The 22547-nt window shown below is 67.5% G+C and carries 24 protein-coding genes; 11 read left to right on the forward strand and 13 right to left on the reverse strand.

What is annotated here, in order from left to right; translation table 11 throughout:
- Positions 1–35: 35 nt before the first annotated feature.
- From GD429_RS10420 to GD429_RS10430, 3 genes are all read right to left on the reverse strand, one after another.
- Complete coding sequence (locus GD429_RS10420; RefSeq protein WP_152856863.1) at positions 36–791, reverse strand: N-acetylmuramoyl-L-alanine amidase family protein; 756 nt, start codon at positions 789–791, stop codon at positions 36–38.
- A 119-nt stretch (positions 792–910) separates the two neighbouring features.
- Positions 911–2530, reverse strand: a complete 1620-nt coding sequence (locus GD429_RS10425; RefSeq protein ID WP_152856864.1) for an NAD(P)/FAD-dependent oxidoreductase — start codon at positions 2528–2530, stop codon at positions 911–913.
- Positions 2530–4044, reverse strand: a complete 1515-nt coding sequence (locus GD429_RS10430) for a polyamine aminopropyltransferase (RefSeq protein WP_152856865.1) — start codon at positions 4042–4044, stop codon at positions 2530–2532. Before GD429_RS10430 ends, GD429_RS10425 begins: the two co-directional genes overlap by 1 nt.
- A gap of 136 nt (positions 4045–4180) precedes the next feature.
- Between GD429_RS10430 and GD429_RS10435 the strand changes: the two genes are divergently transcribed.
- Genes GD429_RS10435 through GD429_RS10460 form a run of 6 tightly spaced genes read left to right on the forward strand, consistent with a single transcriptional unit; the run spans position 4181 to position 8151 of the window.
- Complete coding sequence (locus GD429_RS10435) at positions 4181–4567, forward strand: DUF350 domain-containing protein (RefSeq protein WP_152856866.1); 387 nt, start codon at positions 4181–4183, stop codon at positions 4565–4567.
- 26 nt (positions 4568–4593) lie between these two features.
- A complete protein-coding gene (locus GD429_RS10440) occupies positions 4594–5691 on the forward strand; it encodes an SPFH domain-containing protein (protein WP_152856867.1) in 1098 nt (365 codons plus the stop codon).
- A 9-nt stretch (positions 5692–5700) separates the two neighbouring features.
- Positions 5701–7212 (forward strand): DUF4178 domain-containing protein, encoded by a 1512-nt coding sequence (locus tag GD429_RS10445; protein ID WP_152856868.1) that lies wholly within the window; start codon positions 5701–5703, stop codon positions 7210–7212.
- Positions 7209–7358 carry a hypothetical protein gene (locus GD429_RS10450; protein WP_155630549.1) on the forward strand — a complete coding sequence of 50 codons (150 nt, stop codon included), beginning with the start codon at positions 7209–7211 and terminating at the stop codon, positions 7356–7358. Before GD429_RS10445 ends, GD429_RS10450 begins: the two co-directional genes overlap by 4 nt.
- The gene (gene speD, locus GD429_RS10455) at positions 7355–7738 is read left to right on the forward strand and encodes an adenosylmethionine decarboxylase (protein ID WP_152856870.1); all 384 of its coding nucleotides are present in this window, start codon (positions 7355–7357) and stop codon (positions 7736–7738) included. The genes GD429_RS10450 and speD overlap by 4 nt, the downstream gene beginning before the upstream one ends.
- Positions 7735–8151, forward strand: a complete 417-nt coding sequence (locus GD429_RS10460) for a hypothetical protein (protein WP_227791610.1) — start codon at positions 7735–7737, stop codon at positions 8149–8151. The genes speD and GD429_RS10460 overlap by 4 nt, the downstream gene beginning before the upstream one ends.
- 42 nt (positions 8152–8193) lie before the next feature.
- Here GD429_RS10460 and GD429_RS10465 read toward each other — a convergent pair whose 3' ends face one another.
- Positions 8194–8646, reverse strand: coding sequence for a type II toxin-antitoxin system RatA family toxin (locus GD429_RS10465; RefSeq protein ID WP_152856871.1), 453 nt, complete (start codon positions 8644–8646; stop codon positions 8194–8196).
- A gap of 181 nt (positions 8647–8827) precedes the next feature.
- On the opposite strand from GD429_RS10465, the gene GD429_RS10470 reads away from it, so the two are divergent.
- Together GD429_RS10470 and GD429_RS10475 are read left to right on the forward strand one after the other, a co-directional pair.
- Positions 8828–9868 (forward strand): bifunctional nicotinamide-nucleotide adenylyltransferase/Nudix hydroxylase, encoded by a 1041-nt coding sequence (locus GD429_RS10470; protein WP_152856872.1) that lies wholly within the window; start codon positions 8828–8830, stop codon positions 9866–9868.
- A gap of 74 nt (positions 9869–9942) precedes the next feature.
- Entirely contained in the window at positions 9943–11376 is a 1434-nt protein-coding gene (locus tag GD429_RS10475) for a nicotinate phosphoribosyltransferase (protein WP_152856873.1), read from the forward strand.
- 39 nt (positions 11377–11415) lie between these two features.
- On the opposite strand, the gene GD429_RS10480 is transcribed toward GD429_RS10475, so the two are convergent.
- Positions 11416–12894, reverse strand: coding sequence for a PLP-dependent aminotransferase family protein (locus GD429_RS10480; RefSeq protein ID WP_152856874.1), 1479 nt, complete (start codon positions 12892–12894; stop codon positions 11416–11418).
- 127 nt (positions 12895–13021) lie between these two features.
- Between GD429_RS10480 and GD429_RS10485 the strand changes: the two genes are divergently transcribed.
- On the forward strand, positions 13022–13909 hold the full coding sequence (locus GD429_RS10485) for a DMT family transporter (RefSeq protein ID WP_258284154.1): 888 nt from the start codon (positions 13022–13024) through the stop codon (positions 13907–13909).
- 47 nt (positions 13910–13956) lie between these two features.
- On the opposite strand, the gene GD429_RS10490 is transcribed toward GD429_RS10485, so the two are convergent.
- The 7 genes from GD429_RS10490 to lysA all read right to left on the reverse strand — a co-directional run bounded on the left by GD429_RS10490 (position 13957) and on the right by lysA (position 19798).
- Entirely contained in the window at positions 13957–14301 is a 345-nt protein-coding gene (locus GD429_RS10490) for a DUF3088 domain-containing protein (protein ID WP_152856875.1), read from the reverse strand.
- A gap of 76 nt (positions 14302–14377) precedes the next feature.
- Positions 14378–15559, reverse strand: coding sequence for a cystathionine beta-lyase (gene metC, locus GD429_RS10495; RefSeq protein WP_152856876.1), 1182 nt, complete (start codon positions 15557–15559; stop codon positions 14378–14380).
- A 64-nt stretch (positions 15560–15623) separates the two neighbouring features.
- Complete coding sequence (locus GD429_RS10500; protein ID WP_034180538.1) at positions 15624–16349, reverse strand: amino acid ABC transporter ATP-binding protein; 726 nt, start codon at positions 16347–16349, stop codon at positions 15624–15626.
- Positions 16350–16393: 44 nt separating this feature from the next.
- On the reverse strand, positions 16394–17053 hold the full coding sequence (locus GD429_RS10505) for an amino acid ABC transporter permease (protein WP_131948438.1): 660 nt from the start codon (positions 17051–17053) through the stop codon (positions 16394–16396).
- A 67-nt stretch (positions 17054–17120) separates the two neighbouring features.
- Positions 17121–17921: a transporter substrate-binding domain-containing protein gene (locus GD429_RS10510; protein WP_152856877.1), complete on the reverse strand. Its 801-nt coding sequence runs from the start codon at positions 17919–17921 to the stop codon at positions 17121–17123.
- Positions 17922–18053: 132 nt separating this feature from the next.
- Complete coding sequence (locus GD429_RS40395; RefSeq protein WP_193727093.1) at positions 18054–18209, reverse strand: hypothetical protein; 156 nt, start codon at positions 18207–18209, stop codon at positions 18054–18056.
- 350 nt (positions 18210–18559) lie between these two features.
- Entirely contained in the window at positions 18560–19798 is a 1239-nt protein-coding gene (gene lysA, locus GD429_RS10515) for a diaminopimelate decarboxylase (RefSeq protein WP_152856878.1), read from the reverse strand.
- 109 nt (positions 19799–19907) lie between these two features.
- Between lysA and GD429_RS10520 the strand changes: the two genes are divergently transcribed.
- Together GD429_RS10520 and GD429_RS10525 are read left to right on the forward strand one after the other, a co-directional pair.
- Positions 19908–20822 (forward strand): LysR family transcriptional regulator, encoded by a 915-nt coding sequence (locus GD429_RS10520; protein ID WP_152856879.1) that lies wholly within the window; start codon positions 19908–19910, stop codon positions 20820–20822.
- Between the two features lie 56 nt (positions 20823–20878).
- A complete protein-coding gene (locus tag GD429_RS10525) occupies positions 20879–21478 on the forward strand; it encodes a GNAT family N-acetyltransferase (RefSeq protein ID WP_152856880.1) in 600 nt (199 codons plus the stop codon).
- A gap of 134 nt (positions 21479–21612) precedes the next feature.
- Here the strand turns inward: GD429_RS10525 and GD429_RS10530 are convergent, their stop codons facing one another.
- The gene (locus GD429_RS10530; protein WP_152856881.1) at positions 21613–22191 is read right to left on the reverse strand and encodes a DUF4142 domain-containing protein; all 579 of its coding nucleotides are present in this window, start codon (positions 22189–22191) and stop codon (positions 21613–21615) included.
- Positions 22192–22547 lie beyond the last annotated feature (356 nt).

Consider the following 22547-nt stretch of genomic DNA (forward strand, 5'->3'; position numbering starts at 1 on the left):
TGGGTGAAAACCGTTGAGCCCGATGGGCAATGCCGTCACTTCGGCGCCGTGCATGCGTCGATCCCGCCCGCGATCGCGGCGGACAGGCGCTGGATCGTCCCGCGTTGCGCGAGCCGCGCTTCTTCGTCGGGATTGACGATCACGCCGGCCTCGACGAGCACGGCCGGAATCGGCGCGGTGCGCAGCACGACGAGATCGTCGAAGCGGTGGATGCCGAGTTGCGGGTCGATCAGCGGGCGGTTCTCGCCGCGGATCGGCTGCGCGTGATACAGCGACGGCCGTTCGCCGGCCGCGACCAGCCGCTCGGCGATCGCCTTCGCGCAACGCAGGCTTTCCGCGTAGTGCGGATTGCGCTCCGACACGAACACCGAGAAGCCGCGGAATTCGCGCTGCCGGCCCGCGTCGATGAACTGCTGCTGCATCGAGTCGTGATGGATCGACACGAACAGGTTCGCGTCGGGCGCCTGCGTCGAACGCTGGTCGAGCGCGATCTCGCGGCCGTCGGCCGACGTGCGCCGCACGCGGTCGCCGAGCGCGGCGAGCTTTTCCGCGACTGCGGCGGACAGATCGAGGTTGTACAGGTATTCGACACGGCCGCTCGCGCCGGTGGAACCCGGGTGAGCCGGCGTATGGCCGGTGTCGACGACGACGTAGCGCCCGGATGCGGGCTCGGTGCCTGCGGCGTCGGCCGCGTGCAGCGCCGGCGGCGCGCCGAGCAGCGGGGCGCACGCGAGCACACGCGCGGCGGCGCGCACGAACGGGCGAAGGCGTCGGATGGTTCGGTTCGTCATTGTTGTTGTCGAGGAGGGCATGCGGCGCGTCGCGCGGCACCGCCGGCCTGCTCAATGCAGTCGGAATGTCGCGCGATTATAGCGGCTGGCGGCGGCGCCGCAATGACGAATGGCGGCCGTCAGGCGAGCACGCGCCGGGCCGCGAGCATGCCCCAGTACGACGCTTCCTCGAACAGCGACAGCCCGGACAGGTCAGCGTGCGCGAACACGACGGGGCCGTCCGCATCGCGCAGCGCGAGCAGCCCCGGCCGGCTCAGGAAGCCGACGTCGGGTGTCGCCATCGCATGGCCGCGCACGGTGATCTCGAGCGCCGTCGCGTGTTTCCACAGCTCGCGCCCGTAGACGGCCTGCAGGTCGATCGCCGCCTGTTCGCGCAACGCGTCGGGCTTCGCCTGCGCGAGCCAGCGGCGCGTATCGTCCGGCGCTTGCGTGCTCAGCGCCTGATATGCGGAGAACACCGAGCGCGTCGGCGGCGACATCCGGATCAACTGGTGGGTGGACACCACATAGCCGAGCCCCGCGCCGTCGTAGACGACGTTGTCCCACGCGAGCGGCACGCCCGCTTCTTCGGCCGGCATGCCGTCGAGCAGGAAGTTGGACACCAGCCACGGCGCGCGCGGCGGCAGGTCGCGCGCGGGTTCGAAGCCGTACGCGGAAAGCTGCGGAAACACGCGCGCGGCGACGAACAGCGGCATCGCGCACACGACGCGCCGCGCCTTCAGCGTGAACGTCGACAGCGCGCCGTCGTCGCCGATGCGCGCGCACAGCACGTCGACGCCGCCCGCGCGTTCGGTCGCGCGCACCGCGAAGCCGTCCCGCGACCATGCATTCGAGCCGGTGCGCGCGGTGATCGAATCGGCCAGCTTCGTCACCATCGTGTGCAGCCCGTCGGGCCAGGTCAGCACCGCGCCGTCGCTCGCGTCGCCTGCGTGGCCGCCGCGCGACGAGAAATAGTGCAGCCCCGCCCATGCGGACACGTGCTCGTATCCCGCGCCGTAGTCGTCGCGGCAGCAGTAGTTCAGGTACCAGTGCAGCGCCTTCGCGGTGTAGCCCTCGTCGAGCAGCCACTGGCGGAACGAGCGCCGGTCGAGCGCGCGCCAGCGCGGGTCGCGCGACGATTCCGCGATCGGGATGCAGAACGCCTTGCGGCCGTCTGCGCCGCGCGTGGTGCGCAGCCCGTCCGTGTACGCGAAGAAGCGCGCCTGCTGCGCGAGTTCGTCGGCGCCGAGGCCGGCGGTCGGCACGATGCCGTCCTGCCACTGCCCGGCGATGAAGAGCCGTTCGTCGGGCGCGTGCACGAGCGCGCGCTCGTCGTACACGGGGCGCGCGGAAAGCGGTGCGGATTCGATCACGCCGAGATCGGCGAGCATGTCGCGCAGATGCGCGGATTCGAGCGATGGCAGCGGCAGGTAGTGCGCGCCTTTCGGATAACCGAGATCGCCGAAGCGGCCGCCGGCAGCATTGCCGCCGAATTCGGGGCCCGCGAGCACCGCGAAGCGCGTGTGGCCCGCGCGTGCGAGCTGCCATGCGCAGGACAGCCCGGCCGCGCCCGCGCCGAGGATCGCGACGTCTGTCTCGACCGTGCCGGACGGCGGCGGCAGGGTTGCATGGTCGCGCAGCGCATGGCCTTCGCGCATGCCGGGGTAACCGACGCGCGGCGTCGTCTCGATCCAGCCGGTGCGGCCGCACGCGGCGAGCGACGCAGCCGCCGACGCGACGAGGAACGTGCGGCGGTCCATCAGCGCAGCACGTGCTTCCAGTCGTCGTCGAAGCGGCGCACGAGCGGCTGGTCGTTGAGTTCGTTCGGCGACATCGGCAGCGCCGGCATGTCGGCCGGGAAGTGGAACATCTCGGCGGCCGTCTGCGCGTCGAGCCAGCGCGTCGGCACCGAGTAGTGCGTCGGCACCGTGAAATCGCGGCGCTTGCCAGCGATCACGAAACCCCAGTCGCCGAACGACGGCACGTAGCAGTGGTACGGCCGGGTGTTGAGCCCGGCTTCGTGCAGCGTCGCGATGATGGTCCAGTACGCGTGCGGCGCAAAATACGGCGACGTCGACTGGATCACCGCGTAGCCGTTTTCCGACAGGTGGCGCGCGAGCAGCCGGAACACCGGCACCGAATACAGGCGGCCGAGCCCGAAGTTGGTCGGATCGGGAAAGTCGACGACGATCGCGTCGTACACGTCGGCATTCGATTCGAGCCAGCGCACTGCGTCGTCGTTGATCACGTGCACGCGCGGGTCCTTCAGCGAGCCCTGGTTCAGCTTGACGAGCGGCGCGGACGTCGAGAACAGCTTCGTCATCGCGGGATCGAGATCGACGAGCGTGATCTGTTCGAGGTTGCGGTGCTTGAGCAGTTCGCGCACCGCGAGGCCGTCGCCGCCGCCGAGCACGAGCACGCGTTTCGCCCACGGCAGCGCGTCGATCGTCGGATGGATCAGCGCCTCGTGATAACGGTGCTCGTCGCGCGACGAGAACTGCAGGTTGCCGTTCAGGTACAGCCGCATGTCGTCGTGCCACTGCGTGAGCACGATGCGCTGGTACGGCGTCGTTTCCGAATAGATCGTCTCGTCGCCGTACACGCCGTGTTCGGCCCAGTGCGTGATGCGGTCCGACAGCGCGAAGCCGGCGACGAGCAGCCCGATCACGAGCGCCGCGCGCATCAGCTTGCCGCGCACGTTGCGGATCTCGTCGCGGAATAGATGTGTCGTCCACAGTGCGACGAATGCGTTCAGGATCCCGAACAGGAAGCTCGTGCGCAGCAGGCCGAGACGCGGCGCGAGCACGAGCGGGAAGATCAGCGATACGGCGAGCGAGCCGAGATAGTCGAAGGTCAGCACTTCGCTGACGGTATGGCGGAACGCCTGGCGCCGCTGCTGGAACGCGCGCATCACGAGCGGGATCTCCATCCCGATCAGCATGCCGAGCGCAAGCACCAGCGCGTAGAGCGCCGCGCGGAACGGCGCGGCGAGCCATGCGAATACCGCGAACAGCAGCGCGGCCGACACGCCGCCGAGCAGGCCGACGAGCAGCTCGATGTCGACGAAGCGGTCGAGCACGTCGTCGTCCTCGACGAACTTCGCGAGCCACGAGCCGATCCCCATCGCGAACAGGTAGCAACCGATCACCGACGAGAACTGCAGGATCGAATCGCCGAGCAGGTAGCTCGACAGCGCGCTGCTGATCAGTTCGTAGCCGAGCCCGCACGACGCGAGCACGAGGATCGACAGGACGAGCGCACGTTTATGCAGCATGGAGCATCCGTTGTGCAGCGGTCGTCAATGTGGATATACTGGCGCGGATTTTCGTGGGGCGGCCATCCGTCTGCCGGCCCCGCGTGGGCCGGCTGGCGACGGGGCGGTGAACCGAGCACAAAATCCGAGGGAAAGAATGAATAGTGCCTATCTCTATGCGGTTCATTTGCTGTCGGCGTTCGTGCTGCTTCTTGTGTTCGCGGCAGTGTACCTGAAGGTCACCCCGTTCGACGAACTGGCTCTGATCCGCGACGGCAACGCGGCCGCGACGCTGTCGTTCGGCGGCGCGCTGATCGGTTTCTGCCTGACGCTCGCGTCCAGCATCGCGCACAACTCGACGCTCGGCGAAGTCGTGATCTGGGCCGTCGGCGCGATGGTCGTGCAACTGATCACCTATGCGGCGCTCACCCGCCTGATACGCGGCATGAATCATGCGATCGAGGATCGCAACGTCGCGATGGGCGGCCTGATGGGCACCGCATCGCTCGTCGTCGGCATCATCAATGCCGCCTGCCTGACCTGACGCGCCACGCGTCCGAGGAGACCGACATGAGTCTGGGTTCATTCATCCGCAAGCAGTTCATCGACGTCCTGCAATGGACGGAAGACACCGACGGCGTGCTGGCATGGCGCTATCCGATGGAAGACCAGGAAATCCAGTACGGCGGCAAGCTGACCGTGCGCGAAACGCAGGTCGCGATCTTCGTGAACGAAGGCAAGATCGCCGACGTGTTCCAGCCGGGGCTGTATACGCTGGAAACGAACACGCTGCCGGTGCTCACGTACCTGAAGAACTGGGACAAATTCTTTCAGTCGCCTTTCAAGTCGGATGTCTATTTCTTCAGCACGAGGCTGCAACTCGGCCGGCGCTGGGGCACCGCGCAGCCGGTGACGATCCGCGACCGCGAATTCGGCTTCGTGCAGGTGCGCGCATTCGGCATCTACTCGTACCGGATCGTCGACGCGGCCGCGTTCCACCGCGAGGTCAGCGGCACGCGCGCGCAGTACACGGTCGACGATCTCGAACAGCAACTGCGCAACCTGGTCGTGACCGCGATGAGCACGACGTTCGGCTCGGCCGACGTGCCGTTCGTCGACATGGCTGCGAACCAGTCGCTGCTGTCGCAGCGCATCGCCGAGGCGCTGGTGCCGGTGTTCACGCGCTACGGCCTCGCGCTCGACGCGTTCGCGGTCGAGAGCGTGTCGCTGCCGGCCGAGCTGCAGAAGGCGCTCGACCTGCGGATCGGCGCGGGGATGGCCGGCGATCTTGCGCGCGCCACGCAATACCAGACCGCGCAGGCGATTCCGCTGGCCGCGCAGAACCCGGGCGGCATCGCCGGTATCGGCGCGGGGCTCGCCGCGGGCGCGGCGATCGGGCAGGCGATGGCCGGTCAGATCGCGGGTGCCGCGCAACCGGCGCCGGCTGCACCACCCGCAGCACCAGCACCAGCACCAGCACCAGCACCCGCACCCGCAGCACCAGCGCCCGCAGAGCCGGTGGCCGCGGCTCAGCCGGCCGCGCCGGCCGACGGCACCGATTACGTGCAGCGGCTCGAACAGTTGAAGGCGCTGTTCGACAAGGGCCTCGTGACCGAAGACGAATATTCGCGCGCGAAGGCCGAGATCCTCGCGAAGCTCACGCGGTAAGCGTCGCGCATGTTCAGCACTTCGTGCCCCCAGTGCGGCGCGCCGGTCGAGTTTCGCTCGGCGGCGGCGGTGATGGCCGTCTGTGCGTTCTGCCGCAGCACGCTGCTCAAGCGCGGCACCGACGTCGAGCGCATCGGCGAGCTGGCCACGGTGCTCGACGATGCGTCGCCGATCCAGATCGGCACGGCCGGCCGCTATGGCAAGCGCACGTTCACGGTGCTCGGGCGCATCCAGATGACCTACGACGCCGGCGCGTGGAGCGAGTGGTATGTCGTGTTCGACGACGGCGCATTCGGCTGGCTGTCGGATGCGTCGGGCCATTACGCGGTCACGGTGCGCGAGCCCGACGATGCGTCCGGCGGCGCGTGGCCCGCATTCGGCACGCTCGAACCGGGCATGCGGATCGACCACGGCGGCCGCGCGTATCTCGTGTCCGACGTGCGCACCGCGCGCTGCACGGGTGGCGACGGCGAGCTGCCGTTCCGCGTCGATGCCGGCTGGGAAGCGCGCGTCGTCGACCTGCGGACCGGCAACGCGTTCGCGACCTACGATTATTCGGATGCCGAATCGAACGGCGGAAGCCCGGCCGTCTATTCGGGCGAGGCGCTGGAGTTCGACGCGCTCGCGTTTACGGGGCTGCGCGACACCGAAGCCGACACGCGCGAGAAGCGCGGCGCGGAGATGGTGCCGTTCGCGTGCCCGAGCTGCGGTGCACCGTTGTCGTATGCGCCGAACGTGGCCGACTATGTGGTGTGCGGCAGTTGTCACGCGGGCGTGCAGTGCACGGCCGAGCAGCAGACCGTGTTCGCGGCGCAGCGCAAGCTCGAATCGGTGAAGGGGGCGCTGGAGCTCGGCGCAATCGGCACGTTCGACGGCGTGAAGTACACGGTGATCGGCATGATGCGCTGCCGCGTGCCGGGCGACGAAGAGACGTGGGACGAATACCTGCTGCTGAACCCGAAGCGCGGCTTCCTGTGGCTCGTGCAGAGCGAAGGGCGCTGGGAACGCGTGCAGGTGCTCGACCATTGGCCGACGATCGGCAGCGAATCCGACGTGCTCGACGGCGGCAAGACCTACCGGCTGCGTGAGGAATACGAATCGGAAGTCGTCTACGTAGTCGGTGCGTTCAACTGGCGCGTGCAGGTGGGCGATCGCACGTCGATCATCGACTACGGCTGGCAGAAGGACAAGCTGACGCGCGAGCGCAGCGCCGCGGAGATCGTGTGGTCGCGCGCGCGGCCGCTGTCGGGCAGCGCGCTCGCCGAACGCTTCGGCACGCCGGCGCTCGCAACGGCCGCGGCCGCAGCGGGCGCCACCGCGTCGACGGGCCTGTTCGGCGGCAAAAGCCCGCACAGTTTCGCACCGCTGCCGTGGGTGTTCAGCGCGCTGCTCGTGATCTTCAACATGGGCACGCTGTTCTCGTTCAGCGGCCGCACCGTCTACGTGCTGGTCGGCCTGCTGGTGCTGTGGCTGCCTGAATGGCTGTGGAAGGGCTTCGCATCGGACGGGGGCAACTCGTGATCCGGTACATCCTCTACGGCATCTACGGCCTGATCGTTGTCACGCTGTTCAGTTGCGCATCGATCGGCGGCAGCGGTTCGGGCGGCGGCGGCTGGGGCAGCTCGTCGGCGCGCAGCGGCTACTCGTCGTACGGGTCGCACAAATGACCGCGCGCGACGGGATCGCGCCACCGAGCGCGACGCTCGGCTCGCACGTGCTGGCCGATCTGGCCCGCATCGATGCGGCGCTGCTGCGCGACGCCGCGCGGCTCGAAGCGATCCTGACCGACGCGGCGCAACGGGCAGGCGCGCGCGTGATCGGCGCGCATTTCCATCATTTCGGCGGCGAGCATGGCGTGACGGGTGTCGTGCTGCTTGCCGAATCTCACATCACGATCCATACATGGCCCGAGCATCGCTTCGCGGCCGTCGACGCGTTCATGTGCGGCGCGGCGCGTGCGGCCGATGCGGTCGATGCGATCGCCGCCGCGCTCGGCACGCAGGCGCAGGTCCGGCAGCAGGTGGCGCGCGGTGCTGCATTGACATGAGCGGGCATCGCTCACCTGTTACCGACATGCGTAAAAGAACAGGAATCACCGCATTGCTCGGCGTTGCGTTCTTCACCGGCAACATTGCCGCGGAGTTGCCGCCGAAGCCGCCCGGGCCCGTCGTGATGGTCCACTTCGACTACTACGAGAAGGACCTGGCACGGCTTCACGCACTGGAACGCCGGCTGGATCGCGCGGTGAGGCAGGCAGGGGCGGGCGAACTTGGCGAGACCGAACTGCACCGCGACGGCAACGACGGTTATCTGTACCTGTATGGCACCAGCGGCGATCGCTTGTACGCAGTGGTGCGCCCGATCCTGAAATCATCAGGATGGCTGACCGGTACGGAAGTCACGTTGCGCCGCGAATCGGGTGCGGAAACGTTTTCGATGGGCCGGGGCGGAGCACGTTAGAACGCGGTTGCCTGAATGCCGCGGCGCGCGCCGCAGTGCGTATCAGCGCGGCAGCGCTTCCGCTTCGGCCCAGCGCTTGAACGAATCGAGACGCCGGCGCGTCTGCACGAGATAGAACGCGCCGATCAGCGGTTCGAGCAGCCAGCGCAGCCAGGACGGCTGAGCGCGGAAGTTGTACGTGAACTTCACTTCGGTCGAACCCGGCCTGTGTTCGGTGAAGTTCCAACTGCCGCTGAAGCGTTCGAGCACCTTCGGCCCTTCGACCATTTCGACCGCGGCGACTTGCGGCGGACGGTACGAGATATAGCGCGACACCATCGTCGCGCCCGACTGGCTGCGGCAGAACGCGTCGACGCCGACGTCGGCCGTCGTTTCGTCGAGCAGATAGGCGTCGGTGAGGAAGCTGTCCCACACGAGCCGCCGCGCGTAATCCTGCGACCACGTGAAGAGGCGTCTGCGATCGACGCCGACGGTCCGGCTGACTGAGATCCTCATGATGGCGGGCGCAATGGCGCGGATTGGGATGAAATCGAGTGTACCCCGCCAATGCCGCGCATTTCGTCAGACTTGGTCAAGTCGAGCGTGTGCTCGATTGACGCACTTCGGGATTTCACCTAGGATTCGTTCCAACCCTTCGGGAAAGACCCGAAGCGTTTCAATCTCTTGAGGGAGCCTCATGAGTACGCAACAGAACCGGCGCTTCGACGCGCTCGTTTTCATTGGTCGTTTCCAGCCTCCGCATCGTGGTCACCTGAACGTGCTGAAGTCGGCACTGAGCCGGGCCGAGCGCGTGTGCGTGCTGATCGGGTCGACCGACAAGCCCCGCACCATCAAGGATCCGTTCTCGTTCGACGAGCGCCGCCAGATGCTGGCTTCGCTGCTCGACGCGTCCGAGCGCGACCGCGTGACGATCGCGCCGTTGCAGGATTCGACGTACAACGACGGCGACTGGGTGCGCTGGGTGCAGGACGCCGTCGCGTCCACGCTCGGCGATGTCGGGCAGCGCAAGGTCGGGCTGATCGGCCACGAGAAGGACGCCACGTCGTACTACCTGCGGATGTTCCCGCAATGGGAGCTCGTCGACGTCGATGCGACCGAAGACATTTCCGCCACCGAGATCCGCGACCAGTATTTCGCAGAACGCACCAACAGCTTCGTGCAGTGGGCCGTGCCGGAACCCGTGTTCGGCTGGCTCGAGCGTTTTCGCACGCAGCCGGAATTCGCGCAACTGAAGTCGGAAGCCGAATTCATCGCCGCGTATCGCAAGGCATGGGCGGCCGCGCCGTATCCCGTCACGTTCGTGACGGTCGACGCGGTGGTCGTGCACTCGGGCCATATCCTGCTCGTGCGCCGCCGCAGCGAACCGGGCCGCGGCCTGTGGGCGCTGCCGGGCGGGTTCGTGAACCAGGACGAGCGGCTCGATGCGGCGTGCATTCGCGAGCTGCGCGAGGAGACCGGCCTGAAGCTGCCGGAGCCCGTGCTGCGCGGCTCGATCAAGGATCGCCAGGTATTCGATCATCCGACCCGCTCGCTGCGCGGCCGCACGATCACGCACGCGTGCCTGTTCAACTTCCCGACCGGCGAGCTGCCGCGCGTGAAGGGCAGCGACGACGCCGACAAGGCGCGCTGGGTGCCGCTCAACGAATTCGCGCAGATGCGCAACGTGATGTTCGAGGATCACTTCGACATCGCGTATCACTTCCTGGGGAAGCTGTGATCCGCTGATTCCCCGCATTCCGGTCCGCCGCGACAGACGCGGCGGCACTTCAACGGCCTAGAGGAGCTCTAGCCATGCAAAACGATCCCGGCGGCTTTGCCGCGGTTCTCGCCAATCCGATCCTCAATACGGATTCGTACAAGGCTTCCCACTTCCTGCAATATCCGCCCGACGCGTCGGCGATGTTCTCGTACGTCGAATCGCGCGGCGGCCGCTACGACCGCACGCTGTTCTTCGGCCTGCAGATGCTGCTGAAGGAATATCTGTGCAAGCCGGTCACGCACACGATGATCGACGACGCACGCGATTTCTTCACGGTGCATGGCGAGCCGTTCAACGAAGCAGGGTGGCGCTACATCGTCGAACGCTACGACGGTTACCTGCCGGTGAAGATCCGCGCGGTGCCGGAGGGTTCGGTCGTGCCGGTGCACAACGTGCTGATGACCGTCGAATGCGACGATCCGCAGGTATTCTGGCTCGCGTCGTATCTCGAGACGATGCTGCTGCGCGTCTGGTATCCGGTCACGGTCGCGACGCGAAGCTGGCACCTGCGGCAGACGATCCGCCGTTTCCTCGAAAAGACCGACGACGATCTCGCGCAACTGCCGTTCAAGCTGCACGACTTCGGCGCGCGCGGCGTGTCGAGCGCGGAGTCGGCCGCGATCGGCGGCGCGGCGCACCTCGTGAACTTCATGGGCTCGGACACGGTGCTCGGCGTGCTGGCCGCGAACCGCTTCTATTGCGAGCCGATGGCGGCGTACTCGGTGCCGGCGGCCGAGCACAGCACGATCACGTCGTGGGGGAGAGAAGGCGAGGCCGATGCGTACCGGAACATGATCCGTCGCTTCGGGCTGCCCGGCGCGATCGTGTCGGTCGTGTCGGACTCCTACAATCTGTTCGCCGCGCTCGATCTGTGGGGCGGCGAGCTGAGGCAGGCCGTGATCGATTCCGGCGCGACGCTGGTCGTGCGTCCCGATTCGGGCGACCCCGTGAAGATCGTGATGCAGACCGTGCACGCGCTCGACGCGTCGTTCGGCTCGACCTTGAACGGCAAGGGGCGGCGCGTGCTGAACCGCGTGCGCGTGATCCAGGGCGATGGTGTCGACGAGCTGTCGATCGACGCGATTCTTTCGGCACTCGACGACGCGGGTTATGCGGCCGGCAATGTCGTGTTCGGCATGGGGGGCGCGTTGCTGCAGCAGGTGAACCGCGATACGCAGCGCTTTGCGATGAAGTGCTCGGCGATCCGGCGCGGCGGCGTGTGGCACGACGTCCGCAAGGATCCCGTCACCGATCAGGGCAAGCGCTCGAAGAAGGGGCGGCTCACGCTGCTGCGCAATCGCCGCACCGGCGAGTATCGGACGACGACGCTGCCCGTCGCGTGGGACGATCGTGCGCTGGAAGGCGAATGGGACGAGGCGCTCGAGACGGTGTTCGATACGGGGCGGTTGCTGGTCGATACGACGTTTGCGGAGGTGCGGGCGAGGGCGCACGCGGGGGAGGTTTGAGGCAGGCGGCGTGGCATCCCGCCGCGCTGCTGCAGGCTTTCATCGTTCACCGGCCAACACGCGTCCGCCCGCATCCGCCTGCACGCGCGCGTGCTCTGCCGCCCGCACCGCCTCCATCGCCCGCGCAAGCGCATCGAACACCGTCGGCCCCTTGCAGCGCGACACGTTGAAGCGCAGGTACGACGTCGCGCTGCGCGACACGCTGAACACGTTTCCGGGTGCCAGCACGACGTCGTGGTCCAGCGCGTGGCGCGCGACGCGCGCGGCGTCGAGCCCGTCGGGCAGCTGCGCCCACACGAACAGGCCGCCGCGCGGCTCCGTCCAGATCCCGAGCCCCGCGCGCGCGAGGCGCCGGGCCGTCTCGCCCATCGCATCAGCAAGACGCGCGCGCAGGCTGTCGAGGTGACGCCGGTACGTGCCGTCGATCAGCAGCCGGTGCACGACGTTCGCGCCGATCTGCGCGTTGCCGAACGACGTCGCGAGCTTCAGGTCGACGAGCGCCTCGATCCATTCCGGGCGCGCGGCGACGTAGCCGCAGCGGATCGCGGCCGACAGCGTCTTCGAGAAGCTGCCGATCGACACGACGCGCGACAGCCCGTCGAATGCCGCGAGGCGCGGCGCGGGCGTGCTCTCGAAATCCGCGAAGATGTCGTCCTCGACGATCAGCAGGCCGTGCTCGGCCGCGAGCGTCAGCAGCCGGTGCGCGACCGGCGGCGCGAGCGTCGCGCCGGTCGGGTTGTGCAGCGCCGCGTTGGTGATGTACAGGCGCGGCCGGTGCTCGGCGAGCACCTGTTCGAAGCGCGCGAGATCGGGCCCGTTCGGCGTGTACGGGACGCTGACGATCCGTGCGCGGTGCGCGCGCAGCAACGCCTGGAAGTTGAAGTAGCACGGATCGTCGAGCACGACCGTGTCGCCCGGCTCCAGCAGCAGGCGGCACACGAGGTCGAGCGCGTGCGTGCCGCCGTCGGTCAGCATGATCTGCGCGGGTTCCGCGTGGACACCATGCTGCGCGAGCCGCCATGCGAGCTGCTGGCGCAGCGCGGGCAGGCCGAGCGGGGTCGCGTAGTCGGTCAGCGCGTCGGATTCGTCTCGCGACACGGCGCGCAGCGCGCGGCGCAGGCTCTCGTCCGGCAGCCACGACGACGGCAGCCAGCCGCAGCCGGGCTTCACCGTCGTCGGCGCCGCCTCGAGCGACTGGCGCGACAGCCACAGCGGATCGAGTTCGCGGTCGAGGCGCGGGCCGAGATCGGCGAGCGCGAGCGGCGGCGCGTGGCCCGACACGTAGAAGCCCGAGCCGCGCCGCGCGACGAGCACGCCTTCGCTCGCGAGCCGCTCGTATGCATCGACGACCGTCGATTTCGACACGCCGAGCGCGTCGGCCATCATCCGGATCGACGGCACGCGCGCGCCGGGCATCAGCGCGCGGCTCGCGATCCGCGCGCGCAAGGTGTCCATCACGGTTTCGACGCGCGTGCGCGACGGCGCGGGCGGAACGGGAATCGGGGCGGAATGGCTCATGACGAAGAATGAACTGTACGGCCGGTTGTCCAGTACAGTTTGTCTGGATTGTATTGGGGTGTAGCTTACGCGTTTTTCGCGGGCGGCGGATCATCGTTCATCCACCTTTCCCTGTTCAGGATTTCCCGTGCAAAAGACGACCGACGGATGGCTCAGCGGCTTGCTGGGCGTGATCATTTTCAGTGGCTCGCTGCCAGCGACGCGTGTCGCGGTGCAGGGGCTCGACCCGCTGTTTCTCACGTTCGCGCGCGCGACGATCGCCGGCGCGCTCGGCCTGCTGCTGCTCGTCGTGCTGAAGCAGAAGCGGCCGACGCGGGCCGAGGCCGTGTCGCTGGCGATCGTCGCGCTCGGGGTCGTGGTCGGTTTCCCGTTGCTGACGGCGCTCGCGCTGAAGCATGTGACGTCCGCGCACGCGATCGTGTTCGTCGGGCTGCTGCCGCTTGCGACCGCATTGTTCGGCGTGTGGCGCGGTGGCGAACGGCCGCGGCTGCCGTTCTGGATCTTCTCGATCGTCGGCAGCGGCGCGGTGGCTGCGTTTGCGCTGCGCAACGGCGGCCAGGCGTCGGTGGTCGGCGATGCGCTGATGCTGGCCGCGATCGTCGCGTGCGGGCTCGGCTACGCGGAAGGCGCGCGCCTGTCGCGCGATCTCGGCGGCTGGCAGGTGATCTCGTGGGCGCTCGTGCTGTCGCTGCCGCTGATGCTGCCGCTCACGTGGCTTACGTGGCCCGCGTCGTTCGACGGTGTCGATGCTGCCGCGCTGTGGGGGCTCGCGTACGTGTCGCTGTTCAGCATGCTGATCGGCTTCGTGTTCTGGTATCGCGGGCTCGCGCTGGGCGGGATCGCGGGCGTCGGCCAGTTGCAGCTGCTGCAGCCGTTCTTCGGTTTCCTGCTGGCCGCCGGGCTGCTGCACGAGACGGTGCCGCCGGCGATGGTCGTCGTGACGGTCGTCGTGGTTGGCTGTGTGGCCGGCGCGAAGTACTTCTCGAAAATGGCGCCGGTGCAGCGCGCGGGGTGACTCGCGTTCCGCTCCGTGCCGTCGAGCGACGGCACGGAGCGGCGTGCTTACGCGACGTGCGCTACGCCATACTGCGAAGACAGATACCGCCGGATATCGGCCGGCGAATCGATGAAGCGCCGGCCGTTGTGCTCGCGAATCGCGAGTGCACCGTCCTTCGGCGTGTGCCCGTCGCCGAGCACGAGCACGGGCGCCGACTGGTTGTCCGCACCGATCAGCGCGACGATCGGCTGGCGCGGCCGCGGCGCGTCGATGTATTCGACGTCGACGGCGTCGCGAAGCTGCGGGTAAAAGCTCAGCAACCCTTCGACGGAAACGGAATCGCCGCAGTAGAACGGACCTTCGGAGTCCTTGAAAAAACCGGGGCGAAGAATGAACAGCGTGTCTTTCATGATTGTCTCGCTATGTGAGAGTGACGAACGTTGAAGAAAACGTGATGCGGGGCAGCGTGTACTGCGTCGCCGGACTTCACGCTTCCGCGAGCGCGACGGCGCGCATTCTCGCGAAACCGGCAGCGAGGTCGGCGATCATGTCGTCGGGATGCTCGAGCCCTGCATGAATCCGCAGCAGCGGGCCGGCCGCCGCCCATTGCGTGGCGGTGCGATGGCGCGACGGATCGGACGGGACGATCAGGCTTTCGAAGCCGCCCCAGCTATACCCCATGCCGAAGCACGTCATTCCGTCGAGCAGCGCGCGCACCGCATCGTCGGGCTGCGGATGCAGCACGATGCCGAACAGCCCGCACGCGCCGGTGAAGTCGCGCTGCCACAGCGCATGGCCGGGGTCGCCGGGCCGCGCCGGATACAGGATTTGCGCGACCTCCGGCTGTTTCGCGAGCCATTCGGTCAGCGCGTATGCGTTGCGCTGGTGTCGCTCGAGTCGCACCGACAGCGTGCGCAAGCCGCGCAGCGCGAGATATGCATCGTCGCCGCTGACGGTCATCCCGAGTTGCCGGTAGAAGCGCGTGACCTTCGGCGCGAGCGCCTCGGTCGTCAGGATCGCACCCATCAGCACGTCGGAGTGTCCGGCAATGTATTTCGTGGCGGCATGAATCGACACGTCGACGCCATGCGAAAACGACCGGAAATTCAGCGGCGTGCCCCACGTGTTGTCGAGCAGCACGACCGCGCCGTGCCGGTGCGCGACGCGGCTGATGGCCGGGATGTCCTGCACTTCGAAGGTCAGCGAACCCGGCGATTCGGCGAATACCGCGCGCGTGTTCGGCTGCATCAGCGACGCGATGCCGGCGCCGATCGCCGGATCGTAGTAGGTCGTCTCGATGCCGAGGCGCGCGAGCGTCTCGTCGCAGAACGAGCGGGTCGGGTCGTATACGGAATCGGCCATCAGCAGGTGGTCGCCGGGAATCAACACCGCGAGCAGCGCCGTCGTGATCGCACTGAGGCCGCTCGGCGTCAGCAGCGCGGCGTGTGCGCCTTCGAGGCGCGCGAGCGCTTTCTCGAGCGCGCGCGTGGTCGGGCTGCCGTGACGCCCATACGCGAGCGGCGTGCCGCGCACCGCGTCGAGCGCGTCGGTGTCGTGAAAGAGCAGCGTCGACTGGCGGTACACGGGCGGGTTCACGGGCGAACCGGGCTGGCCGTGCGAGCGGCCTTCGTGGGCGAGTACGGTGTCGGTCGAATGCAGGTGGTTCAAGATGTCGTCCTTTGAGGGGCAATCAATCAGTCAATCGAAGCGATGCGAAGCAGTCGCCGCGCGGTCAATGCAGGATCTTGTCGAGGAAGTCGCGTGCGCGTTCGGAGCGTGGCGCGGCGAAGAACCTGTCGCTGGCCGCGTCCTCGACCACCGCGCCCTGGTCCATGAAGATCACGCGATGCGCGACCTTCCGCGCGAAGCCCATTTCATGCGTGACGCATACCATCGTCATCCCGTCGCGCGCGAGCTCGACCATCACGTCGAGCACTTCGTTGATCATCTCGGGGTCGAGCGCCGAGGTCGGTTCGTCGAACAGCATCGCGACCGGATTCATCGACAATGCGCGCGCGATCGCGACGCGCTGCTGCTGCCCGCCGGACAACTGCCCCGGATACTTGTGCGCGTGCGCCTTCAGGCCGACGCGATCGAGCAGCTTCATGCCGTTCTCGACGGCTTCGTCCTTGCGGCGGCCGAGCACCTTGATCTGCGCGAGCGTCAGGTTCTCGGTGATCGACAGGTGCGGAAACAGCTCGAAGTGCTGGAACACCATGCCGACGCGGGCGCGCAATTGCGCGAGTTTCGCGCCGGGATCGCCGAGCCGCGTGCCGTCGACGGTGATGCTGCCTTTCTGGAACGGCTCGAGACCGTTGATCGTCTTGATCAGTGTCGACTTGCCGGAGCCCGACGGCCCGCACACGACGACCACTTCGCCTTTCGAGACCGCCGCGCTGCATGCCGAGAGGACCTGATGCTTGCCATACCATTTCGATACGTTGTCGAGCGTAATCATGTTCTGTCCGTCGTTGAGGTTCGGGATGAAGGTCCGGCACGCGCTCAATGCGTGGACGGCAGCGCAAGGCGGGTCTCGACGCGGCCCTGAAGCCGCGTGAGCAGCGTGCTCAGCACCCAGTAGATCGCGGCGGCGGCGAGATAGAGCGGCAGCGGCTGGAACGTCGCGGCGATCACTTCCTGCGTCGAGCGCAGCAATTCGGTGACGGTGATCACCGAGACCAGCGACGTGTCCTTGATCAGGCTGATCAGCGTGTTGCCGAGGCTCGGCACCGCGAGGCGCAGCGCTTGCGGGCAGACGATGTAGCGCAGCGTCTGCACGTGCGTGAGGCCGAGGCTGTGCGCGGCCGCCCATTGCCCGCGGCCGATGCCGAGGATCGCGCCGCGCATGCTCTCCGACAGATAGGCGCCCGCGTTGAGCGTCAGCGTGAAGATGCCGGCCGTCGTCGGATCGAGCGTGATGCCGAGATCGGGCAGCCCGTAGTAGACGACGAACATCTGCACGAGCAGCGGCGTGCCGCGCATCAGGCTGACGTAGCCCTGCGCAAGCCCGGCCGCGAGCCGGTTGCTGCCGATGCGCATGATCGCGATCACGAGCCCGACGACGAGGCCGAGCGCCATCGACGCCACCGCGAACTTCAGCGTGAGCACGGCGCCCTTGACCATCACGGGCAGCGTATGAACGACCAGATCGAGTGCTTCCATCACGTGTCTCCTGATTGTGTGCGGGACGGCCCGCGCGTTCGTGCGCGCGGGCTCGGGGCGGGCTGCGTTATTGCGTCACCGGCTTGGTCGTGTCCGTGCCGAACCACTGCATCGAGATCTTCTTCAGCGTGCCGTCCTGTTGCAGCGACGCGACCGCATCGTCGATTGCCTTCGCGAACTTCGGATTGCCCTTGCGGAACGGGATGCCCATCCGGTCCTCGCCGCCCGCGAGCACGGAGCCGGGGCGCAGCGGCAGGTGCGAGTTCTTGATCAGGTAGCTGAGCATCAGGCGATCGTTGACCGCCGCGTCGATACGGCCCGCCGCGAGGTCGCGCAGGTTTTCCGGCGTGCCCGGATATACCTGCAGGTCGATCGCGGGCACGGTCTTGACGAGATCGACGTAGTTGCTGCCCATCGTCACGCCGACCTTCTTGCCCTTCAGTTCGTCGAGCGACTTGAACGCGCGCGTGTCGTTCTGCCGTTGCAGCAGTTGCGCGGACGAATACACGTACGGTGCGCTGAAGTCGAGCGCCTGCTGGCGCGACGGCGTGATCGCGACCTGGTTGACGATCACGTTGAACTTGCCGGCCTGCAGGCCGGCGAGAATCCCGCTCCATTCGGTCGTGACGAACTGCGGCTTCACGCCGAGGCGGGCGGCGACGGCCTTCGCGACGTCGACGTCGAAGCCTTCGAGCTGGCCGTCGGCGTTGCGGTAGTCGAACGGCGGGTAGGTGCCTTCCAGCGCGATCTTCAGGACTCCGGCCTGCTTGACGGTGTCGAGCAGGTCTGCCGCGTGCGACGCCGTGGCCGCGATGCAGAGGAGGGCGGCGGCGATGCCTTGCTTGAGCGTCGGGGTGAAGTGCTTCATGGTTGTCTCCTTGGTTGTTGTCGAAAATTCAGGATGTGCGAAGCCGCGGCGACGGGCGGCGTCGCCGTGGGCGGGAAATCGGTGGAGCGCGTGGCGGCGTGTGTCGTTAGCCGCCGTGCGTGATGCCGTGCGTTACGGCATGCGTTCGCGCGCGACGGAGGATCGGCGCGCGTGCGGATGGAGGAGCGAGAAGCGCGAGCGCTCGCAGGGTGATGCGTGAGCGGGCCGCGCGGCATACGTGTCGAACGTGTTCCGGTGCGCGGCGAAGAGTTCAAGCATGTTGTTCATGATTGCCCGTGCGGCTTTGGGAGAGTGGTGGACCGGGTGCATCGACGATGCGCATCCGGTGACACGAATGCTGAGCGACTGAGGGCAATCTTAGGTTTGTCAAAAAGGAAAGTGTTTCCAAAGATGCACGCACTTTCTACGCGCCGTGGAATGTTTTTCTCTGCGTGCGAAAGGTGGCGCAAGCGATCTGCTGCGGTTGCGCATGATGCGAAGCATCAGGTGCTACGGTGCGATCGTGCGGTTGCTCCGGGCCGCGGCCGGGTGAACCGGCGGCACGCCGAAAAGCAAAACGGCCTGGCGTGCCGCTACCGGCAAGCCAGGCCGTTGGCCTTCGTCACGCCGAAAGCGCGTTACTCGAACGTCTCGAGCGCGAGCAGTTCGCCGATCGTCTGCCGGCGGCGGATCAGCCGCGGCGTGCCGCGATCGACGAGCACTTCCGGCGCGAGCGGCCGGCTGTTGTAGTTCGAGGACATCGACGCACCGTACGCGCCCGCGTCGTGCAGGAACAGCAGGTCGCCGATCTGCGGCTGCGCGAGCTTGCGGTGCGTGACCACGCCGCCCGCGTCCTGCGTGAACACGTCGCCCGATTCGCACAGCGGCCCTGCGATCGCGAGGTCGACGAGCGGCCGGCCGGCGGGCAGCGCGCCGTCGTGCGCGTGCACGGACACGGCGTGGTAGCTGCCGTACATCGACGGGCGCATCAGGTCGTTGAAGCCCGCGTCGATCAGCACGAAATCGTGCTTCGGCCGGCGGTTGACGGCCTGCACTTCGGTGACGAGCGTGCCGGCTTCGGCGACGAGGAAGCGGCCCGGTTCGATCTCGATGCGCACCGGGTGGCCGAGATGCCGTTCGATCCGCTTGCGCGCGGCGTCCCACTGGCTGAAGTAGTGACCGACGTCGACACGCGGCTCGCCGTCGCGATACGGAATCGACAGGCCGCCGCCGGCCGAGATCGCGTCGATGTCGTGGCCGAGCGACGTGACGAGATCGACCATCGCATCGCACACCTGCGACAGGTGGCCGTAGTCGACGCCCGAGCCGATGTGCATGTGGATGCCGACGAGCTTGAGCCCGTACTGGCGCACGATCTCGATCGCGCGCGGCACGTCGTCGATCCAGATTCCGTGCTTGCTTTGCGGGCCGCCGGTGTTGGTCTTGTTGCTGTGGCCGTGCCCGAAACCGGGGTTGACGCGCAGCCACACGCGGTGGCCGGGCGCATGCTCGCCGATGCGCGCGAGCATGTCGAGCGAACCCGCGTTCACGGTCACGCCGTGCTTCAGCACGGCCGCGAGCGTCGGACGGTCGATCAGGTCGGCCGTGAACACGACGCCTTCCGGCTCGCCGGCCGGACTGAACCCGGCCGCGAGGCTGCGCTCGATCTCGCCGAGCGACACGGCATCGACGCACGCGCCTTCGTCGCGCATCAGCTTCAGGATATGGATGTTCGAATTCGCCTTCTGCGCGTAGCGGATCACGTCGAACTGGCGAAGTTGGGCGATGCGGTCGCGGATGACGTCGGCGTCGTACACCCACAGCGGGGTGCCGTATTGCTGCGCGAGCGTCGCGAGTTGGCGGGAATCGAGGGACATGGCGGATGAATCGGGTCGAATGAACGGATAACGTGAATGATGCGCCTGTTCGGCTATACGGTAAAATGCCTGTTATTCGACATTCGATTCATTCCTGATATAGCCGATCATGCTCACGCACCGCCATATCGAGGTCTTTCGCGCGCTGATGGTCACCGGCAGCACGACGCGCGCGGCCGAGATGCTCTATACGTCGCAGCCGACGATCAGCCGCGAGCTCGCGCGGATGGAGCAGGTCGTCGGCTTCGCGCTGTTCGAGCGCGCGCACGGCCGGCTGCGGCCGACGATGGCCGCGCTCGCGCTGTTCGACGAAGTGCGGCTCGCCTATGTGGGGCTTGAACGCGTCGCCGCGACGGCCGCGCGCTTGCGCGAGTTTCGCGACGGCCAGCTTTCGGTGATCGCGCTGCCGGCGTTCTCGCACGCGATCCTGCCCGGCGCATGCCGGCGCTTTCACGTGGCCCACGCGGGCGTCAGCGTGTCGGTCGCGACGCAGGAATCGCCGGTGCTCGAGGAGTGGCTGACCGCGCAGCGTTACGACCTCGGGCTGACCGAGCACGACGTTGCGCCGGCCGGCACGCTGCTTACGCCGCTGCTCGAAGTCGATGAAGTGTGCGTGCTGCCCGACGGCCATCCGCTGCTCGCGCAGGACGCGATCGACCTGCTGGATCTCGCCGATCGCCCGTTCGTGAGCCTGTCGCTGAACGATCCGTACCGCATCCTGATCGACGAGGCGTTTGCGCAGTTGGGCGTCGCGCCGCGCTCGGTGGTCGACACGCCGTCGGCCGTGTCGGTGTGCGCGTTCGTGCGGCAGGGGCTCGGCGCCGCGATCGTCAATCCGCTGACCGCGCTCGATTTCGTCGGGCGCGACCTGCACGTGCGGCCGCTCACGCGGTCGTTCCCGTATCGGGTCAGCATGATCGTGCCCGAGCACCGGCCGAAGAACCTGCTCGTCGATGCGTTCGCCGACGCGCTGCGCGGCGAGGCGAAGGCGATCCGCCGCCGGCTCGCCGCGCACCTCGGCTAGCGGCGCCGTATGATGGCTGTTTCGCCGCCATCGTCCTTGCTTTTCGGAACCCTGTGATGACCGACGCCTCGCCTTCCATCGAACAACCGACCCTCACCGGCGAGCGCATCGAACTGCGGCCGCTCGAAGCATCCGACCGGCAGGCGCTGCTCGATGCCGCATCCGACGGCCAGTTGTGGAACCTGAAGGTAACGGTCGTGCCGAGTGCGGAGACGATCGACGCCTATATCGACATGGCATTGCAGGGGCGCGCGACCGGCACCGTGATGCCGTTTGCGATCGTCGATCGCGCGTCGGGCCGCGTGATCGGCAGCACGCGTTTCTGGAAGATCGATCGCAAGAATCGCAAGCTCGAGATCGGCCATACGTGGCTGGGCGAATCGGCGCAGCGCACGCGCGCGAATACCGAGGCGAAGTGGCTGCTATTGACCTATGCGTTCGACACGCTGCACTGCGTGCGCGTGCAGTTCACGACCGATGAGCTGAACGAGAAATCGCGCGCGGCGATTCTGCGGCTCGGCGCGAAGCAGGAAGGGATCGTGCGCCACGAACGGATCATGCCGGACGGCCGCAAGCGCAATTCGGTGCGCTTCAGCATCATCGACGAAGAATGGCCGGACGTGCATGAGCGGTTGATGGCGAAGCTCGCGACGTAACGCATAACGCGTGACGTGCGGCGCGCGTATTCGCGGGTCGGCTGGTCAGACGTGCATCGCGCTGCCGGCAGGGGAGGCGGCTGCGCGACGACAGGGGAAGCGGTGCGCCGCGCACGAGGCGCGGCGCTGCATCGTTACTGCGCCGATGCGAGGTGGTGACGCTCCGCGAGTTTCTGCGCGTCCGCGTAGTGCTTCTGCAGGATCGGCAGCGCCTGGCGTGCGACTTCCTTCAGCTTCGTGTCGCGGCCCTCGGCGATTTCCGCCTGGAAGGCCGAGATCGCCTTTTGCTCGCCGGCGAGCGCGACCTGCTCGATATACGCCTTGTCGAACTCGGCGCCGCGCAGGCTCTTGATGCTGTTCAGCACGGCCGTGTCGGGGTCGTTGGCCGGCACGTCGACGCCGCGCGGGCTTGCGGCGCGCATCGCCTGGATGATCTTTTCATCTTCGGTCGACACGCGTTGCGCGAAGGCCTTCACCTGGCTGTCCGACGTGCGCGAATCGGCGATGCGTGCTGCGTCGTGCTGCGTCGACACGGTTTTCGTGCCGTCCGTGATGAAGGCCTGGTCGGCTTCGTGGATGCGCGGCGCGGCAGCGGCCGGCGCGGCGGGTGCTGCGGGCGCCGGTTGCGCGGTTTGTGCGGTCGCGGTCACGGCGACGAGAAGCAGGCCGGCGGCAGACAAGGCAAGGCGCGAGATGTGGGGAAAGCGGTTCATGGGACCTCCTTTCGATCGGGGCTCTGGTTAAAAAACGGATGACGTGATCCGTAGCTGTGCGAGAGACCGGGCGCGCCCGGGCCGGATTCGACCGCCGCTCTGCCGCGGCGCCGGTCGAAGTGTTTCCCGGCCCGACTGATTCTAGGAGAGCGGTCGGGTAGCAGGTGCAACCGCGCTGTGGTTTGTGTAACGGTTGGTAAGACGCATCGATTGGCAGGTGCGCGTACCGGTATTGCGTACCTGGTGCACGCGTAGTGGCGGCAATTTTTGCGTGGATGCGGCGTGTGGGATGCACGTGCGTGTCATCTGCATTTCATCGTCGTGCGGTTGTTGTAGTGTCGTGTGCATCGAGCGAC

The sequence above is a fragment of the Burkholderia sp. BE17 genome, from assembly GCF_009362305.1.
GTDB classification, from domain to species: Bacteria; Pseudomonadota; Gammaproteobacteria; order Burkholderiales; family Burkholderiaceae; genus Burkholderia; species Burkholderia pyrrocinia_C.

Excerpts from the sequence above, each read along its gene's own strand:
- GD429_RS10460 (WP_227791610.1), top strand. The coding sequence starts at position 7,735 with ATGAGCGGGCATCGCTCACCTGTTACCGACATGCGTAAAAGAACAGGA.
- GD429_RS10470 (WP_152856872.1), top strand. The coding sequence starts at position 8,828 with ATGAGTACGCAACAGAACCGGCGCTTCGACGCGCTCGTTTTCATTGGT.
- GD429_RS10475 (WP_152856873.1), top strand. The coding sequence starts at position 9,943 with ATGCAAAACGATCCCGGCGGCTTTGCCGCGGTTCTCGCCAATCCGATC.
- GD429_RS10435 (WP_152856866.1), top strand. The coding sequence starts at position 4,181 with ATGAATAGTGCCTATCTCTATGCGGTTCATTTGCTGTCGGCGTTCGTG.
- GD429_RS10510 (WP_152856877.1), bottom strand. The coding sequence starts at position 17,921 with ATGAAGCACTTCACCCCGACGCTCAAGCAAGGCATCGCCGCCGCCCTC.
- GD429_RS10480 (WP_152856874.1), bottom strand. The coding sequence starts at position 12,894 with ATGAGCCATTCCGCCCCGATTCCCGTTCCGCCCGCGCCGTCGCGCACG.
- GD429_RS10465 (WP_152856871.1), bottom strand. The coding sequence starts at position 8,646 with ATGAGGATCTCAGTCAGCCGGACCGTCGGCGTCGATCGCAGACGCCTC.
- speD (WP_152856870.1), top strand. The coding sequence starts at position 7,355 with ATGACCGCGCGCGACGGGATCGCGCCACCGAGCGCGACGCTCGGCTCG.
- GD429_RS10430 (WP_152856865.1), bottom strand. The coding sequence starts at position 4,044 with ATGCTGCATAAACGTGCGCTCGTCCTGTCGATCCTCGTGCTCGCGTCG.
- GD429_RS10500 (WP_034180538.1), bottom strand. The coding sequence starts at position 16,349 with ATGATTACGCTCGACAACGTATCGAAATGGTATGGCAAGCATCAGGTC.
- lysA (WP_152856878.1), bottom strand. The coding sequence starts at position 19,798 with ATGTCCCTCGATTCCCGCCAACTCGCGACGCTCGCGCAGCAATACGGC.
- GD429_RS10520 (WP_152856879.1), top strand. The coding sequence starts at position 19,908 with ATGCTCACGCACCGCCATATCGAGGTCTTTCGCGCGCTGATGGTCACC.
- GD429_RS10420 (WP_152856863.1), bottom strand. The coding sequence starts at position 791 with ATGACGAACCGAACCATCCGACGCCTTCGCCCGTTCGTGCGCGCCGCC.
- GD429_RS10490 (WP_152856875.1), bottom strand. The coding sequence starts at position 14,301 with ATGAAAGACACGCTGTTCATTCTTCGCCCCGGTTTTTTCAAGGACTCC.
- GD429_RS10505 (WP_131948438.1), bottom strand. The coding sequence starts at position 17,053 with ATGGAAGCACTCGATCTGGTCGTTCATACGCTGCCCGTGATGGTCAAG.
- GD429_RS10440 (WP_152856867.1), top strand. The coding sequence starts at position 4,594 with ATGAGTCTGGGTTCATTCATCCGCAAGCAGTTCATCGACGTCCTGCAA.
- GD429_RS10445 (WP_152856868.1), top strand. The coding sequence starts at position 5,701 with ATGTTCAGCACTTCGTGCCCCCAGTGCGGCGCGCCGGTCGAGTTTCGC.
- GD429_RS40395 (WP_193727093.1), bottom strand. The coding sequence starts at position 18,209 with ATGAACAACATGCTTGAACTCTTCGCCGCGCACCGGAACACGTTCGAC.
- GD429_RS10525 (WP_152856880.1), top strand. The coding sequence starts at position 20,879 with ATGACCGACGCCTCGCCTTCCATCGAACAACCGACCCTCACCGGCGAG.
- GD429_RS10530 (WP_152856881.1), bottom strand. The coding sequence starts at position 22,191 with ATGAACCGCTTTCCCCACATCTCGCGCCTTGCCTTGTCTGCCGCCGGC.
- GD429_RS10425 (WP_152856864.1), bottom strand. The coding sequence starts at position 2,530 with ATGGACCGCCGCACGTTCCTCGTCGCGTCGGCGGCTGCGTCGCTCGCC.